Source organism: Pseudarthrobacter oxydans (assembly GCF_030812335.1).
In the GTDB taxonomy this organism is placed as follows: domain Bacteria; phylum Actinomycetota; class Actinomycetes; order Actinomycetales; family Micrococcaceae; genus Arthrobacter; species Arthrobacter oxydans_B.
Genome location: NZ_JAUSSN010000008.1, coordinates 1 through 15,364, shown reverse-complemented (window position 1 = coordinate 15,364; position 15,364 = coordinate 1). Strand labels below are relative to the sequence as shown.

Annotated in this window: 13 protein-coding genes and 1 tRNA gene; 6 read left to right on the top strand and 8 right to left on the bottom strand. The window is 66.8% G+C overall.

The features are described from left to right. Window positions 1–101: 101 nt before the first annotated feature. The 6 genes from J2W14_RS13875 to J2W14_RS13850 form a co-directional block, all read right to left on the bottom strand. Window positions 102–581, bottom strand: coding sequence for a Dps family protein (locus J2W14_RS13875; RefSeq protein WP_307463470.1), 480 nt, complete (start codon window positions 579–581; stop codon window positions 102–104). Window positions 582–761: 180 nt separating this feature from the next. Beyond that, on the bottom strand, window positions 762–1,307 hold the full coding sequence (locus tag J2W14_RS13870) for an AMIN-like domain-containing (lipo)protein (RefSeq protein ID WP_307463467.1): 546 nt from the start codon (window positions 1,305–1,307) through the stop codon (window positions 762–764). A gap of 248 nt (window positions 1,308–1,555) precedes the next feature. Further along, the gene (locus tag J2W14_RS13865; RefSeq protein ID WP_307463465.1) at window positions 1,556–1,858 is read right to left on the bottom strand and encodes a DUF4193 domain-containing protein; all 303 of its coding nucleotides are present in this window, start codon (window positions 1,856–1,858) and stop codon (window positions 1,556–1,558) included. A gap of 208 nt (window positions 1,859–2,066) precedes the next feature. Further along, entirely contained in the window at window positions 2,067–2,555 is a 489-nt protein-coding gene (locus J2W14_RS13860) for a GyrI-like domain-containing protein (protein WP_307463463.1), read from the bottom strand. 275 nt (window positions 2,556–2,830) lie between these two features. After that, window positions 2,831–2,904: transfer RNA gene (locus J2W14_RS13855), tRNA-Thr, on the bottom strand. Between the two features lie 151 nt (window positions 2,905–3,055). Then, window positions 3,056–3,946 carry a DsbA family protein gene (locus tag J2W14_RS13850; protein ID WP_307463459.1) on the bottom strand — a complete coding sequence of 297 codons (891 nt, stop codon included), beginning with the start codon at window positions 3,944–3,946 and terminating at the stop codon, window positions 3,056–3,058. Between the two features lie 178 nt (window positions 3,947–4,124). On the opposite strand from J2W14_RS13850, the gene J2W14_RS13845 reads away from it, so the two are divergent. The 4 genes from J2W14_RS13845 to J2W14_RS13830 all read left to right on the top strand — a co-directional run bounded on the left by J2W14_RS13845 (window position 4,125) and on the right by J2W14_RS13830 (window position 9,353). Beyond that, complete coding sequence (locus J2W14_RS13845; RefSeq protein ID WP_370871299.1) at window positions 4,125–5,660, top strand: alpha,alpha-trehalose-phosphate synthase (UDP-forming); 1,536 nt, start codon at window positions 4,125–4,127, stop codon at window positions 5,658–5,660. Further along, window positions 5,650–6,477: a trehalose-phosphatase gene (gene otsB, locus J2W14_RS13840; protein WP_307463456.1), complete on the top strand. Its 828-nt coding sequence runs from the start codon at window positions 5,650–5,652 to the stop codon at window positions 6,475–6,477. Before J2W14_RS13845 ends, otsB begins: the two co-directional genes overlap by 11 nt. A gap of 243 nt (window positions 6,478–6,720) precedes the next feature. Continuing rightward, window positions 6,721–7,803, top strand: coding sequence for an ABC transporter ATP-binding protein (locus J2W14_RS13835; protein WP_307463453.1), 1,083 nt, complete (start codon window positions 6,721–6,723; stop codon window positions 7,801–7,803). A gap of 131 nt (window positions 7,804–7,934) precedes the next feature. Next, complete coding sequence (locus J2W14_RS13830) at window positions 7,935–9,353, top strand: DUF4032 domain-containing protein (protein WP_307463947.1); 1,419 nt, start codon at window positions 7,935–7,937, stop codon at window positions 9,351–9,353. A 95-nt stretch (window positions 9,354–9,448) separates the two neighbouring features. On the opposite strand, the gene J2W14_RS13825 is transcribed toward J2W14_RS13830, so the two are convergent. After that, window positions 9,449–10,816, bottom strand: a complete 1,368-nt coding sequence (locus tag J2W14_RS13825) for an FAD-binding oxidoreductase (RefSeq protein ID WP_307463452.1) — start codon at window positions 10,814–10,816, stop codon at window positions 9,449–9,451. 597 nt (window positions 10,817–11,413) lie between these two features. On the opposite strand from J2W14_RS13825, the gene J2W14_RS13820 reads away from it, so the two are divergent. Beyond that, window positions 11,414–13,195 carry a glycoside hydrolase family 13 protein gene (locus tag J2W14_RS13820; RefSeq protein ID WP_307463450.1) on the top strand — a complete coding sequence of 594 codons (1,782 nt, stop codon included), beginning with the start codon at window positions 11,414–11,416 and terminating at the stop codon, window positions 13,193–13,195. Window positions 13,196–13,197: 2 nt separating this feature from the next. Beyond that, a complete protein-coding gene (locus J2W14_RS13815) occupies window positions 13,198–14,229 on the top strand; it encodes a LacI family DNA-binding transcriptional regulator (protein ID WP_307463447.1) in 1,032 nt (343 codons plus the stop codon). 423 nt (window positions 14,230–14,652) lie between these two features. Here J2W14_RS13815 and J2W14_RS13810 read toward each other — a convergent pair whose 3' ends face one another. Then, window positions 14,653–15,153: an SRPBCC domain-containing protein gene (locus J2W14_RS13810; protein ID WP_307463445.1), complete on the bottom strand. Its 501-nt coding sequence runs from the start codon at window positions 15,151–15,153 to the stop codon at window positions 14,653–14,655. Between the last annotated feature and the right edge of the window lie 211 nt (window positions 15,154–15,364).

Here is a 15,364-nt window from a genome sequence, read left to right as displayed (position 1 = left end):
CGGACCGGAACGCTCCTTGGCCGGCAGGCGGCGCCGCTTAAACGCCCAGCGCCCGGCGCCGGTGGGAACCGGGGCCGGGCGCTGGGATCTGCCGGGGAACGCTACTTGCTGTCCGCCGTGGTGACGCTGGAGTTGGCCCGCATCGTCTCCGCATTGACCATCCAGGCATACTGCTCGAACTTGGCGATGAACCCGTGCAGCAGGTCCGCCGTGGTGGGGTCCTCTTCGTCGACTTCGTCGTGGACTTTACGCATGGTGCCGACGGCGGCCTCAAGGGCTGCGACGATCCGCTCAATGGCGTCCTTGGTGTTGATCAGGCCGCTGGGGAACTCGGCGAGCGCGGTGGACTTGGACACCGTGGAACTGCGGCCGTCCGGAAGGGCGTGAAGAGCGCGCATGCGCTCCGCCAGGTCATCCGCGAACTCACGGGCAGCGTCGATGATCTCGTCCAGCTGCAGGTGGAGGTCCCGGAAGTTCGTTCCGACGATGTTCCAGTGCGCCTGCTTGCCCTGAACGTGAAGTTCTATCAGGTCAACAAGCACCGCCTGCAGGTTCGTCGTGAGGGTCGGTGAAGCTTTCATGCGTCCTCCTGAGTAGGTGCGATACCGTTGCGTCCGGTATCGCTAGGTCCGATACCTTCGACGCTACCGCAGGGCGCAACGGGACCGCGACGGTCCCGGAGGAATTTCTCGGTCAGCTTACTAAGTTGGCTTACTAACCACGGCGGGCACCCCTGGACGACGGCGGCTGCCCGGACGGACTCACCAGAAATGCGCGACGTCGACCACGAGCCGTGAGCCCGCGGCCGGTCCGTCCAGGGTAAACACGCGGAACGGCAGCCGGGCCCGGACTCCGAGGCCGAGGCTTGAATAGCCCTCATAGCTGCCGGCCCATGCCACCTGCCGGAAGGTCTGGTAACCGCTGACGTTGCTCAGTTCTTTCGGTTCGGCCGGCTTGTAGGTGGCGTTACCGTTCTCGTCATAGGCCGGGGCGTTGGCCGTGACCTGGAGGAACGCCTGGCCGCGCAGCGGGACAGGGAATCCCGAACCGTCCTGTGTTACCTGCGGAACGTAGCGGACTGTGTAGCCGGCGACGGGGCCGTTGAGGTCGAGGACCAGCCGGTCGAAACAGTAGTGCTGCCCCGTGCGGACATTCGTCACCTGGGCCTGGCTCATCGCCGCGTCGGTCTTCATCAGCGACCCCCACACCAGTCCGCAGTAGGGTGTCGCCGCCGCGGGGCCGGGGGCCACGAGCCCCGAACCAACAGCCATCAGGATCGCTACCAGCCACACCCGGAACTTCTTCATTTGGGCCGCCTCCTCGAATGATGAGATAGCTCCAGAATAGGAGCGTTTCCGGGCCGAATCGAGGGGCCGGCCGGATCTGCGTCGAACCGTTAGGCTGCGCCGCGCCGGGTTACGGGACGGTTGCGCCGCCGTCGTCCTGTGCCCGGGAAATTCCTGGCAACGGCGAAGCGCCGGTCCCTTTCGGAATCCGGCGCTTCGCGGTGCCTTGCTGGAACGTTGTGAAGTGGTGGTGCGCGGTGGAAGGTCCCCTAGCCTTCGCAGTCGCGGCAGTACTTCAGGCCGTTCTTTTCCTTGGCCACCTGGGACCGGTGACGGACCAGGAAGCAGGAGGAGCAGGTGAATTCATCGGACTGCTCGGGAACAACAACGACGGTCAGTTCTTCGCCGGAAAGATCAGCGCCGGGAAGGTCGATGCCTTCAGCCGTGTCGTTCTCGTCGACGTCGATGACGGCAGTCTGGGCGCCCCCACTGCGGGACGCCTGAAGTGCCTCCAGCGACTCCGCGGGAGACTCTTCTTCTGTCTTGCGTGGTGCGTCGTAATCGGTAGCCATTTGGGGGTTCACTTTCGTTGCTGCGCCGCGCCATTTCAGGCACTTCAGTGAAGCAGTTTAGGACATTATGCACGCAGTTGAAGAATAGTGTGCCGAATCAGACACTTTGCGTCGCCCGCCTTCCGATTGGGACGGGCGGGGCACAACGACGCGCGCCTCGGCTGCCCCCAAGGGCCGGCGCCGGCAGCCTGCACGACTGGCTGTGCGCTCAGGCGATGGGCCAGATGATGAGCGTCTTCCAGGTTGCCGGGTCCGGCTCCGCCGCCGGGTCGCTGAGGTAGTACTCCCACATCGCGGTGCCCGGCGTCAGGCCTTCGGCCTGCATCTTTTCCATGATCGCCCCGTACGTTTCGGGGAGGGTCTCGTAAGGGCCGATGTGCATCGCTTCAAAGGCCCGGCCGGCGGGCAGGGAACCCGCGGTCACACCGCTGTCGCCGCCGCCGGGAAACGGCGCCGCGACCGGAAACCCGGCTTCGACGTCGACGACGTCGGTCGGCATCCCGCGGTACAACGCGAACGGCGGTCCGGCCAGCTGGACGTGCTGTTGTTCCGCCGCACTCATCACCGAGCTGTACGCGCGGCCGAAGAACTCGCGCAGCCCCTTCATCGGGACGGTTTCGCGCAGCACCGCCGTCGGCTGTTCCTGTAGCTGGGTGGCCTTGATGTCCGGCGTCTTGTCCGGGTTTGATTCAGTCATAGGCCCAGACTCCGCCGTGCGGTTTCCGTCGGCTAGGGCCTAACGTCCCCCGGCGCCCCATCGGGGATCCACGTCCGTGGACCCCACCTGTGCGGTGGATGGCTGGAACCACCCAAGACGTGATGCGCGCTGTTTCCCACGGCAGTCCCGCCGGTGAAGAGGTCAAGAGCTGGACATAAGGTGGGCAGGCGCAACGAGGGAAGCCCTTTTATTAAGGACAAAAGAAAACCGCGCCGCCACCGGGACAGTTCCCGGTAACGGCGCGGTTCTTCTTGGGCCCCCTGTCGGATTCGAACCGACGACCCCCGCTTTACAAGAGCGGTGCTCTGGCCAACTGAGCTAAGGAGGCATTCCTGTGCGCCCGGGGCACCGGGCCGCGATGAGGGGGCCTGGCGCCATGGCGCTAGATAAGGTTAGCCCACGGATGCCCGGTGATAAAAACAGGCCCGGCTCCGGAAGAATCCGGAACCGGGCCTGCAGTTGCTGCCAGGTCCTGCCGCCTACTGCTTGGCGTCGATGGCGGCCTGGAGGAACTCCTCGAACGGGGTCTGGGCGCTCTCGCCCTTGCCCCACTGCTGGCCCTCAACGAACACGGTGGGCGTGCCGGTGACACCGATGGACGCTGCCTGCTGGGTCGTGTACTTCACCCACGGGCGGTAGGTTTTCTCGTCCACGCACGTTTCGATGCTCTTGGCCCCGACGTCGGTGGCCATCTTCTTCAGATCCGAATCCGAGATGCCGGCGCCGCCTTCAGCGGGCTGCTGCTCAAACAGCGCATTGACGAAGTCCGCGTACTTCTCCGGCGATTCGTTCACAACGCAGGCTGCGGCGTTGGCCGCGCGGGAGGAGTAGTTCGTCGTGGAGCGGGTGTCCAGGAAGCCCAGCGGGCGGTACTCCACGGTGATCTTGCCTTCGTTGCGAAGGTTCGTGAGGGTCTCGTTGTACTGGGTCTCAAAGTTCTTGCACACCGGGCAAATGAAGTCGATGTAGAGGATCACCTTGACCGGCTTGCCGGCCTCAGCCTCGGCGCCGGGCGCGGTCACGACTGCCGGCGGGGTTTCCGCCGGAGCGGGAATGTCGGCGACCCGGACGGTCGCAGGCTCGGTCTTCGCGACCTCGGAGTTGGCCAGCAGCGTGACGCCGCCGTAAACGTTGCCGTTGGCCGGGGTGGGTCCCTCGTCCGCAATCGGGGCGTTCTTCTGAATGTTCGAGGTGACGACCAGCGCCACGACCACAATGATGGCCACGACGGCGGCAACGATGCCCCAGCCGATGAGCAGCTTGTTGCGCTTGTCCTTCTTCACCTGCGCCTCGCGGATTTCACGGGCTTTCTCGCGGGCCGCGGCAGTTCGCTCTGTTTTGGACTGACGGGGTTCGTTTGCGGGGCTCATTAGTTCCTCGGGTCGATCGGCCGGTGATATCCACTGGGTGGCAATTCATCATTTTAGGGGAGAAATCTGGGAACTTGCGCTTTCAACCTTCCTCCCCGCCTCCCAGCGGACGAATAGCACAGAAGATTCCGCCGGGCTAGGGTGGATGGGAGCCACGAGCGAATCCCAGGGAGCACCAATGCAGGCAACCAAACACGCCGAATCGGATCCAGAATCCAACGGCGCGGACGCGCACGGCACAGACGCGCACGGCACCAGCGCACCCGGCACCAGCGACACTGCCTCGGACGCGCAGTATGACTTCATGGTGGTTTCCAACCGCCTGCCGGTCGACCGCTGCTCCCCCGATGAGCCCGGATGCGAGGACGGCTGGCGCCGTTCCCCCGGCGGCCTGGTCACCGCGCTGGCCCCCATGATGACCAAGACCGACGGAGCCTGGGTCGGCTGGCACGGCGCCCCGGATGAGCATGTCCAGCCTTTCAGCCACGGCGGCATCGACCTCGTTCCCGTCCAGCTGAGCACGCACGACATCGAATTCTTCTATGAGGGTTTCTCCAACTCCACCCTCTGGCCGCTTTACCACGACGTGATCGCCCCGCCGGAGTTCCACCGGACCTGGTGGGACTCCTACCGCAAGGTCAACCGCCGGTTCGCGGACGCCGTCATCCACCACGCCAACCCCGGCGCCACCGTCTGGGTGCAGGACTACCAGCTCCAGCTCGTCCCGAAGATGCTGCGCGAGGCGCGTCCGGACCTGAAAATCGGGTTCTTCAACCACATCCCCTTCCCGCCGCCGGAGATCTTCGCCCAGCTGCCGTGGCGCCGCGCCATCATCGACGGACTGCTCGGCGCCGATCTGGTCGGCTTCCAGCGCCCCAGCGACGCCGGGAACTTCATGCGCTCCGCCCGCCGCTTCCTCGGCGCCAGCGTCAAGCAGCAGCAGATCCACGTGAAGGGGGCTGACGGGAAGACCACCCATATCGCCCGCGCCCAGGCCTTCCCCATCTCCATCGACGTCAAGCAGATCAGCGAGCTGGCACGGAACCCGGAGATCGTCGAACGATCCCGGCAGATCCGCCGGGATCTCGGTAGCCCGAAGACCATCCTGCTCGGCGTCGACCGGCTCGACTACACCAAGGGCATCCGGCATCGACTCAAGGCCTACGAAGAACTCCTGGCGGACGGCAAAGTGTCGGTCGAGGACGCAACCCTGATCCAGGTCGCCAGTCCCAGCCGGGAACGGGTGGAGCATTACCGCCTGCTGCGCGAGGAAGTAGAGGGCACGGTCGGCCACATCAACGGCACCTACGACACCATGCAGAACACAGCGGTGCGCTACCTGCACCACAGCTACCCGATCGAGGAGATGGTGGCGCTCTACCTGGCGGCGGACGTTATGCTCGTGACCGCTTTGCGAGACGGGATGAATCTCGTGGCCAAGGAATATGTCACGGCCCGGACCAACAATGACGGCGCGCTGGTGCTGAGCGAGTTCGCCGGAGCCGCGGACCAGCTCAAGCAGGCCCTGCTGATGAACCCGCACGACATCGACGGCCTGAAGGACACCATCATGAAGGCCGTCAACATGCAGCCCGCGGAGGCCGCACGCCGCATGCGCTCGATGCGCAAGCAGATCCTGGACCACGACGTCGATCTCTGGTCCTCCGACTTCCTGAGCACACTCGAAGAAAAGGTGATCCGCGATGACTCCTGAGCTTTCCCCGGGACAGACCCCGCTCTCGCTCGCCCCGGACCTGCTGGAGGCCCTGCGTCGCATCGCCGCCACCGAGCATCTGCTGGTCGCCATGGATTTCGACGGCACGATGGCACCCCTGGTGGACCATGCCGGAGATGCCCGGGCGCTGCCCCGCTCGGCAGCAGCCTTCGCCGCTCTCACGGAACTGCCGCGGACGACGACGGCGCTCATCTCGGGTCGTGCCCTGGACAGCCTGCGGGCGGTCGCCTTCCCCCCGGAGAAGACGCTGCTGATCGGCAGCCACGGCGCCGAAGTCTGGATGGGACCGGGGTCCTCGAAACTGGAACTCGATGACGCCCGCCGGGAACTGCTCGCCGAGGTCCGGCGCGAGCTGGAGGGCATCGTGGAGGTGGCCCCGGGGACCCTGCTGGAGGACAAGCCGGCCGGCGTCGTCCTGCACACCCGGCTGGCCGCGGACGACGTGGCCGAGGACGCCGTCGCCGCTGCCCGCGCCGTCCTGCAGGACCGGCCCGGGGTATACCTGAAGAACGGCAACCGGGTGCTGGAGACCTCCGTGGTCCACTCCTCCAAGGGGGAAGGCATCGCGTTCCTGCGCCAGGCCAGTGGCGCTACGGCCACGGTCTTCGCGGGCGATGACACCACCGACGAGGACGCCCTGGCTCGCCTGCTCCCCGGGGATCTCGGAGTGAAGGTCGGCCTGGACTTCACCCAGGCCCAGTTCCGGATCGAAGCCCCGGCGCACCTATCCGAGCTGCTAGAGGCCCTGCTGCGGGAACGGAGACGCGCCCTCGGACTGCCGGACCCTACCGCATAGCGGACCCCGGGTAAGCCGGATCACGTGTGACATCCGCAACATTTTGGTCCTTTTAACAAAAAAATGACATACTCTGGTTGTGATGTGGCGCACAAGTACCGTGCGGCGTCATTGGATACTCCTCGGCTTCGGCCGGGGAGTAGACGCACGACCAGGTGCTGACAACTGAATTAACAACTGAATAATAAGACCATTCACTACGGATCGTCCGGCACGTACCTGCCGGTGAAGGGATTGATAACTGTGGCTACAGTTACTTTTGATAACGCAACACGTCTGTACCCGGGCACGGATAAGCCCGCTGTTGACAAGCTCAACATTGAAATCGCCGATGGCGAATTCCTGGTCCTCGTTGGACCCTCCGGCTGTGGCAAGTCGACCTCCCTGCGCATGCTCGCAGGTCTTGAGGACGTCAACGCCGGCCGGATTCTGATTGGCGACCGCGATGTCACCGATGTCCCCCCGAAGGACCGCGACATCGCCATGGTCTTCCAGAACTACGCCCTCTACCCGCATATGACGGTCGCGGACAACATGGGCTTCGCCCTGAAGATCGCCGGCGTCAGCAAGGAAGAGCGCGCCGAGCGCGTCCGTGAAGCTGCCAAGCTCCTGGACCTCGAGCCGTACCTGGACCGCAAGCCGAAGGCACTCTCCGGCGGCCAGCGCCAGCGTGTCGCCATGGGCCGCGCGATCGTGCGTAACCCGCAGGTCTTCCTTATGGATGAGCCGCTGTCCAACCTTGATGCGAAGCTCCGCGTGCAGACCCGTACGCAGATCGCGTCCCTGACCCGCCGCCTGGGTGTCACCACGGTCTACGTGACCCACGACCAGGTCGAGGCCATGACCATGGGCGACCGCGTCGCCGTGCTGAAGGACGGCCTGCTGATGCAGGTCGACACCCCGCGCAACCTGTACGACAAGCCCAAGAACGTCTTCGTGGCCGGCTTCATCGGCTCCCCCGCGATGAACCTCCTGGAACTTCCCGTCGTCGACGGCGGCGTGCAGTTCGGCGGCACCGTTTACCCGGTACCGCGCAACGTCCTCGAAGAAGCCCACGGCCAGACCGTCACGCTCGGCTCCCGCCCGGAGGACCTCGAGCAGGTCGCCCAGGGTGAGGGCCTCCAGGTTGAGGTCGACGTCGTCGAGGAACTCGGCGCCGACGCCTACGTCTACGGCCACACCACGCTGGACGGCCAGAGCCACGACATCGTGGCCCGCGTCGACGGCCGCCGCCCCCCGATGAAGGGTGAATCCATCTGGGTCCGCCCGCAGTCGGGCCACGTGCACCTGTTCGACACCAAGACCGGCCTGCGCCTGGGCGCTTAAGCCCCCAGCACGACTGACGGCGGTCCTCCCACTGGAGGGCCGCCGTCGGGCTTTAACTGCCAGGCAGCACCCTTTCGTTAGGGCCGGCGCCCTTAGTACGGAAGAATTGGCTCATGACCGAGGACAACCACATCACCGAGGAAAACAGTGCCCAGTGGCACGACGAACCCACCGACTACGGTCAGATCGGCAAGCTGCCCCGGTTCGAAGCCGCCAGCGCCAATGACAGCAAGGGGTCCGTGGCCTCGAGCTCGCTGAGCATCACCGCCGCCGCCACCGACCCGGAGCTGCTGGACCTGCCGTGGCACATCGCGCTGGAGGACTGGCCGGCGGAATACCTCGCCGCGCTCCCCCGCGGCATCTCCCGCCACATCGTGCGCTTCGCCCACCTTGGCGGCTCCGTCATCGCCATCAAGGAAACCTCGGAACACGTGGCCCGCCACGAGTACCACATGCTCCGCAAGCTCGCCCGGCTGGACGTGCCCTGCGTGGAACCGGTCGCCGTGATCACCGGCCGCACGACGCCTGACGGCCGGCCGTTGAACCCCGTGCTGGTCACCCGGCACCTGAAGTTCTCCATGCCGTACCGCGCCCTCTTTTCGCAGATGCTGCGCAAGGACACCCTCACGCGCCTGATCGACGCGCAGGCCCTGCTCATGGTGCGCCTGCACCTGATCGGGTTCTACTGGGGCGACGTCTCTCTTTCCAACACGCTGTTCCGCCGCGACGCCGGCGCGTTCGCCGCATACCTTGTGGACGCGGAGACCGGCGAGCTGTACCCGGACCTGTCCACGGGCCAGCGCGAATACGATCTGGAAATCGCCCGGGTCAATATCGCCGGTGAACTCATGGACCTGCTCGACGGCGGCCTGATCGAGGAAAAAGTGGACCCCGTGGCCACGAGCGAACTCATCATGGACAGCTACCGGCGCCTCTGGACCGAGCTGACGGAGAAGGAATCCTTCGAGATCGGTGAGCGCTGGCGGGTGGCGGCCCGCATCCGGAAGCTCAACGAGCTCGGCTTCGACGTCGAGGAATACGCGATCAAGACCACACAGAACGGTTCGACGATCCAGCTGCAGCCCAAGGTGGTCGACGCCGGCCACCACCAGCGCCGGCTGCTGCGCCTGACCGGCCTGGACGCCCAGGAAAACCAGGCCCGCCGGCTCCTGAATGACATGGACTCCTTCCGCGCGGACAACAACCCCGGGATGGACGAGGAATACAGCGCCCACCTGTGGGTCAGCCAGATATTCGAACCGATTGTCCGTTCCATCCCCCGCGACCTGTCCGGGAAGCTGGAGCCTGCGGAGGCCGTGCACGAGATCCTGGAGCACCGCTGGTACATGTCCGAGAAGGAGAACCGGCACATTCCGCTGGCCGAAGCCGTGCAGTCCTACATCGACTCCGAGCTGCGCCACCGCCGGGACGAGGCGGCCATCATGCTGAACCCTGACACCGGGCTCCTGAAGATCCTGGAGGTGGAAACGGAGGAATCCCGCTACGGCGCCGACGAGTCCATCGAGGAGTACCCGGACTCCGACGACTGAGTGCACACCCAAATGACTCGCAGCAGGGGCCGTTCTGAGCCCTCAAAACGGCCTTTGCTGCGAGTCAGTTGGGGGCCGGTCGTAGCACGGCCGCGCTAAATCGCCTTGCCGGGGTTCAGGATGCCGGCCGGGTCGAACAGCTCCTTGATCCGGCGCTGCAGTTCGCGCACGGGTTCCTTCTGTTCCAGCCCGAGCCAGCGCAGCTTGAACTGGCCGATCCCGTGCTCCCCCGTGATGGTGCCGCCCATCGCCAGCGCCACGGTGATGGATTTGTCCAGGGCCCCGCCCAGCCGCCCCATGGCATCGGCTCCGACAGCGCTGTCCACCCGGTCCACCCAGAACGTCGGGTGCAGGTTCCCGTCGCCGGCGTGCGCCACCACCTTGAGCCTGACCCCGTACGCCGCCGCCATGGCCTCCAGCTCGGCGACGTAGTCGACGAGCCGGGAACGCGGGACGGCGACGTCCTCGCCCACCCGGTATTCGTCGTCGACCTCCACTCCGCGGCTGTTGCGCCGCAGCTCCACCAGCCGCTCCGCCTCCGCGCTGGCTTCCATGGTCACGACCGCGCCGCCGGCCGCGAGGACGGGACGGATCGCGGCCGCCTCCGCCGCTGCGCCGAAGCCGTCGGTCTGGATCAGCAGCAGGGACTGTCCCCGGGCGGCGAGGTCCGAGCCGTGGAGCGCATCGAGCTGGGCCAGGGTGCCGCTGTCAAGCAGTTCCATGATGGCCGGCTGCACGCGCGCCCTGCCTACGGCAAGGACACCTGCCGCGGCGCTGCGGAAGTCCGGGTAGAAGGCGGCGATCGTGTGCACGTCCTGCGGGAGGTACTTGAGCCGGACGGTGATGCCGACGACGATCCCCAGGGTCCCCTCGGAGCCGACGAAGAGCCCGGTGAGGTCGTAGCCGGCGACGCCCTTGAAGGTCTGATGGCCGGTGTGGATGAGCGAGCCGTCCGCCAGGACGACGTCGAGCGCCAGCACGGAGTCGCGGGTCACCCCGTACTTGGCGCAGCGCAGGCCGCCGGCGTTCGTGGCCACGTTGCCGCCGATCGTGGACTGGTTGAAACTGGCCGGGTCGGGGGCGTACATGAGTCCGTGGACTGCGGCGGCCGCGTTGAGGTCCGCGTTGATGACCCCGGGTTCGACGACGGCCGTTTCGTCATCGGCGTTGAGGTCCAGGATGCGGTTCATCCGTTCCAGGCTCAGCACGACGCAGTCCTTGCTCGCGTGCGCACCGCCCGAGACACCGGTCCCGGCGCCGCGGGCCACCAGCGGAACGCCGCGGGCGGCGCAGGCGCGGACGGTGGCCTGGACGTCTTCGATGGATTCGGCCCGGACCACGGCCTGCGGCAGCTGGTAGTCCAGCACCGGCGCCTGGTCCACGGCATAGGCAGTCAGGGTGGGGGCGTCCAGGGCGACTTTGGCCGGTCCCAGGGCAGAGGTGAGCTCGTCGATGATGCTCATGCGGTCTCCAGTTCGTCGAATCCGGCCTTCAGTCTAAGGCGCGGACCCGGGAGCGCGGGATGGGGGTGTCGATAGTGGCCTTGATAGTGGCGCGGCACCGGGCAGCGCCGTGCCGGGCAGCACTCAGACAGCGGCCGCGGCGCCGCGGGTGCAGATCAGGGCGCCCGGGGCCGCGCCATCCGCCCTGACCTGCCCATCGGCGAGGTTCACGCGCCCCGATCTGCCCATCGGCGAGGTCACGCGCCCGATCTGCCCATCGGCGAGGTCACGCGCCCGATCTGCCTGTCGGCAGGTGACCTGCACTGATTTGGGGGGCAAAACTCCGGGGAGGGGCGGCGGCATTGTCGGTGATGCGGCTCACAGTTGCAAGCGCTTCCAACGTGCAGGGTGATGTGACATTGAAAAGTCACATTACTGACTGGTAACAGGCGGGGTCCCACTCGTGGCGGGAAAACTGTGGGGTGCAATATCGCCGCACTTCAGCGGGCCGGCAGGATAAGCCGAACGGATAAAGTCCACACGCTGGCAGAGAAGGCCCAACAGGATTCTGGCTGGAAGCGTTTTCAATCTGCCTGATTCGGCCTTACGATTACCCGCATGTCCGTTGACTCAGCACTCGCCGCCCCCGCCGACCTGGCCGGGGCCCTGACCGGCCCCCTGACGCCGGTGCACCCCGCAAATCATCTCCCTGGCTGGTGGCGCTCCGCCGTCATCTACCAGGTGTACCCGCGCTCGTTCAGGGACCTGAACGGGGACGGCGTCGGCGACCTCGCCGGCATCACCGCCGAGCTGCCGAAGCTGGCGGAACTGGACATCGACGCCGTCTGGCTCTCCCCGTTCTACCGTTCCCCGCAGCGCGACGCCGGCTACGACGTCAGCGATTACTGCGATGTGGATCCCCTGTTCGGCACGCTGGGCGACTTTGACGCCATGATGGCCGAGGCCACGCGGCTGGGCCTGCGAATGATCGTGGACCTGGTACCGAACCACTGCTCGGACCAGCACGCCGCGTTCCAGGCTGCGCTGGCCGCGCCCGCAGGCAGCCCGGAGCGGGACATGTTCATCTTCCGCGACGGCCGCGGGCAGTACGGCGAGGAGCCGCCGAACAACTGGGAGTCCCACTTCGGCGGCCCGGCCTGGACCCGGATCGCCGATCCGGACGGCACCCCGGGCCAGTGGTATCTGCACCTCTTTGACACTTCCCAGCCGGACTTCAACTGGGACAACGATGCCGTGCACGAGGAATTCGAGCAGGTCCTGCGTTTCTGGCTGGACCGCGGCGTTTCGGGCTTCCGGGTGGACGTTGCCCATGCCCTGGTCAAGGCCCCGGGGCTGCCGGAATGGGGCGGCCGGGCCGACGGGAACAGCTGCGACGGCTACCCCGGCCATGACGCTCCGATGTTCGGTCAGCCCGCGCTGCACGACATCTACCGCAAATGGCGGCGGATCCTCGCCGAGTACGGCCCGGACCGTATCCTGTGCGCCGAAGCGAACGTGGACCCGCTCCCCCGCCTGGCCGACTGGGTCCGGCCGGATGAAATGCACCAGGCCTTCAACTTCCCGTACCTGCACACCGGCCTGGACGTCCACCGCATGCGCGGTGTCATCACCGAATCCCTGACCGCGCTCGACTCCGTCGGGGCTCCCAGCACCTGGGTGCTCTCCAACCACGACGTCGTCCGGCACGCCACCCGGTTCGGCTACGACGGCCGCGCGCCGCGCGACGGCGACGGGATCGGCGCCTTCGATCCCCAGCCGGACGAGGCCCTCGGCCGCTCCCGGGCCGCGGCCGCGTCCATGTTCATGCTTGGGCTGCCCGGCGGCGCGTATCTCTACCAGGGCGAAGAGCTCGGCCTGCCCGACGGGATCGACATCCCGGACAGCCAGCGGCAGGACCCCACGTTCGGGCGCACCGGAGGCGAACGCCTGGGCCGCGACGGCTGCCGCGTGCCCCTGCCGTGGCGCGCCGCCGAACTCCACGCAGGATTCGGCGACGGGGCCGCCCCGTGGCTTCCCCAGCCGGCAAGCTTCACGGATCTGGCGCGTGACGCCCAGGCCGCGTCGCCGTCGTCGCACCTCAACCTCTACCGGCGCATGCTGGCCGCCCGGCGCGAACTGGGACTCGGCCAGGGTTCCCTGGCCTGGGCGGAGCAGTGGTGCACGGACAGCTGCCTCGCGTACCTGAACGGCACCACCCTGGTACTGCTCAACGTCGGACATGAGACTGTCGAACTCCCCGCCGGACGGGTGCTGCTGCGCAGCTCCCAGGCCTCCGCCGGGGACGGTCCCTCGTCATCTGATCCGGCCGGTCCGGGGCATCGGTTAGGCTCAGGGGAAACTGTTTGGCTGGAAATCTACATCGAGGACGCGGAGAGCTAAGAATGCCCGGCATCAAGGACGTCGCTGAGCGGGCTGGCCTCTCCATAGCCACCGTTTCGCGGGCCTTGAGCGGCAAGGGAAATGTCTCGGCCCGCAGCCGGGAACGCGCCCAGAATGCCGCAGCCGAACTCGGCTTCGTCCTCTCGTACCATGCGTCCAGCCTGGCCTCCGGACGGAACCACAACGTGGGCGTTGTGGTTCCGTCCGTGCACCGCTGGTTCTTTTCCTCGGTTGTGGAGGGCGTCTCGGCCACCCTGCTGGACGCGGGCTATGACCTCACGCTCTACAACGTCAGCGAGGGGCAGGAACGCCGGCACAGCGTGCTGAACGACTTCCTGCTGCGCAAGCGGGTGGATGCGGTGATTGCCGTGTCGCTGGAGCTCAGCGAAGCCGAGATCCAGCAGCTGCTCGCGATCCACCGGCCCATCGTCGGGATCGGCGGCCCGCTGCCCGGGGCTTCGACCATCCGCATCGACGATTCTGGCATTGCCCGGGCCGCGGCCCGCCATCTGATCCAGCTCGGCCACAGCAAGATCGCCCACATGACCGGTGACGCGGCCTACGAGCAGGACTTCCGCCTGCCGGGCACCCGCCAGGCCGGGTTCAAGAAGGCCATGAAAGACGCCGGGCTGGCGATCCGCCCGGAATGGCAGGTCTCCGCCGACTTCACCATCCAGGGCGCCTACGCCAGCGCCCGGCAACTGCTCGGCGGCTCAGTGGAGCGGCCGACCGCCGTCTTCGCGGCGTCCGATGAAATGGCGATCGGCACCATCCTCGCCGCCCGCGACTTCGGGCTGCGGGTACCGGACGACCTGTCCGTGATCGGCATCGACGGCCACGAACTCGGTGGGGTGTTTGGACTCACGACGATTGACCAGGACGCCCGCGGCCAGGGCGCGCTGGCTGTCCGCCGCCTGCTGGCCGGGCTCGACGGCGCCGGGGACACCGAGGCGGCCGACACCGAGTTCCCCACGCGCTTTGTAATCCGCTCCAGCACGGCCGTTCCGCCGGTGGACACGGCTCCGCTCCATTAGAACGTTCGTCATGACCCTGAACGACCGCACATCACACAGGGTCATGTTCAGGTTCGTCCGGTGACCATCAGGGGGAATTCAATGAGCCAGGAACGCACCACCGGACGTCGAGAGGGATGGGTTGGAACTGTGCTCTGGGCGCGGCTGTCCGGTCGGCGTTGCGAGGTGACCCGCGCCGGGTAACTGCGTTCGTCGCGGCGCCGGCGGCCCTGGTCGGTGGCAGCGCACTGTTTGCTCCTTACAGTCTGCTCCGCCACTTCGCCGCTGTCGCCGCCTTCCCCCTCGCACTGGCTAGGCTCTTTGGCGGACTGCCACGGAAATCCCCGCGGGCGAGGTAGGGCAGTAGCCGGTCCCGTCCGGATGACGGCGAAGACTGGGCGCTGAACTGCGTTGCCGGCGCGGCAACCTCACGGGCCTGAAACCTTAGGCGCCGGCGCCGCCCATGAACCGCACGAAGCGGTCCAGTACCCCCGGCCAGCCGGCGAAATACTCGGCCCGAGTTGCGGCTGGGCCCTCGGCGCCTTCCCACCCGCTGTGCACGAGGCGGAGCTCGGTCCCGCCCTCCACAGCCCGGAACGCGACGCGCAGCTCCGTGGACCAGACGGCAGAGGTACCGGGGTGCCAGCTGGCGTGGAAGGACAGCGGGGGCTGCCAGTCATCAATGGAGCCCCAGATGGCGGTCCTGCCGTCGTCCGCGGTTTCCAGGACCAGATTCTCTTCGAATTCAACATAGGACCCGGCACCGAAGACGCTGTGCTCCTCAAGGGGCCACCAGAGGTGCGTGTGTTCGGTGAATCCAACAAAGGCGCGCGCCACTGCCCCCGGGACAATAACGGTGTACACGACGGGCTCCAGCCCGTCGGCCGCTGCCGGCTCCGGTGTCTCGGCGGCGTCAGGGGCTGCGTGGCTGAAGAGGTTGTCCATGGGCAACAACTCTACCCGCGGCCCGTCACTCCCTCACGTCCTGGCCGGAGAGCGGCTGGCCGGCGTGGGTCCGGGCTGGAGCACCATGACGGCGATGCTCCGGGAGCGAAAGAGGCGTTAAATGCGGGAGAGCCCCAACCGTGTGGTTGGGGCTCTCGACCGTTTAATGATGTTCCGGCGGTGACCTACTCTCCCACACCCTCCCGGGTGC

What these genes read in the sequence shown, in the direction of transcription:
- J2W14_RS13860 (WP_307463463.1), bottom strand. Translation starts at nt 2,555, where the DNA reads ATGACTGAATCAAACCCGGACAAGACGCCGGACATCAAGGCCACCCAG.
- J2W14_RS13825 (WP_307463452.1), bottom strand. Translation starts at nt 10,816, where the DNA reads ATGAGCATCATCGACGAGCTCACCTCTGCCCTGGGACCGGCCAAAGTC.
- J2W14_RS13815 (WP_307463447.1), top strand. Translation starts at nt 13,198, where the DNA reads ATGCCCGGCATCAAGGACGTCGCTGAGCGGGCTGGCCTCTCCATAGCC.
- otsB (WP_307463456.1), top strand. Translation starts at nt 5,650, where the DNA reads ATGACTCCTGAGCTTTCCCCGGGACAGACCCCGCTCTCGCTCGCCCCG.
- J2W14_RS13865 (WP_307463465.1), bottom strand. Translation starts at nt 1,858, where the DNA reads ATGGCTACCGATTACGACGCACCACGCAAGACAGAAGAAGAGTCTCCC.
- J2W14_RS13820 (WP_307463450.1), top strand. Translation starts at nt 11,414, where the DNA reads ATGTCCGTTGACTCAGCACTCGCCGCCCCCGCCGACCTGGCCGGGGCC.
- J2W14_RS13870 (WP_307463467.1), bottom strand. Translation starts at nt 1,307, where the DNA reads ATGAAGAAGTTCCGGGTGTGGCTGGTAGCGATCCTGATGGCTGTTGGT.
- J2W14_RS13875 (WP_307463470.1), bottom strand. Translation starts at nt 581, where the DNA reads ATGAAAGCTTCACCGACCCTCACGACGAACCTGCAGGCGGTGCTTGTT.
- J2W14_RS13845 (WP_370871299.1), top strand. Translation starts at nt 4,125, where the DNA reads ATGCAGGCAACCAAACACGCCGAATCGGATCCAGAATCCAACGGCGCG.
- J2W14_RS13850 (WP_307463459.1), bottom strand. Translation starts at nt 3,946, where the DNA reads ATGAGCCCCGCAAACGAACCCCGTCAGTCCAAAACAGAGCGAACTGCC.
- J2W14_RS13810 (WP_307463445.1), bottom strand. Translation starts at nt 15,153, where the DNA reads ATGGACAACCTCTTCAGCCACGCAGCCCCTGACGCCGCCGAGACACCG.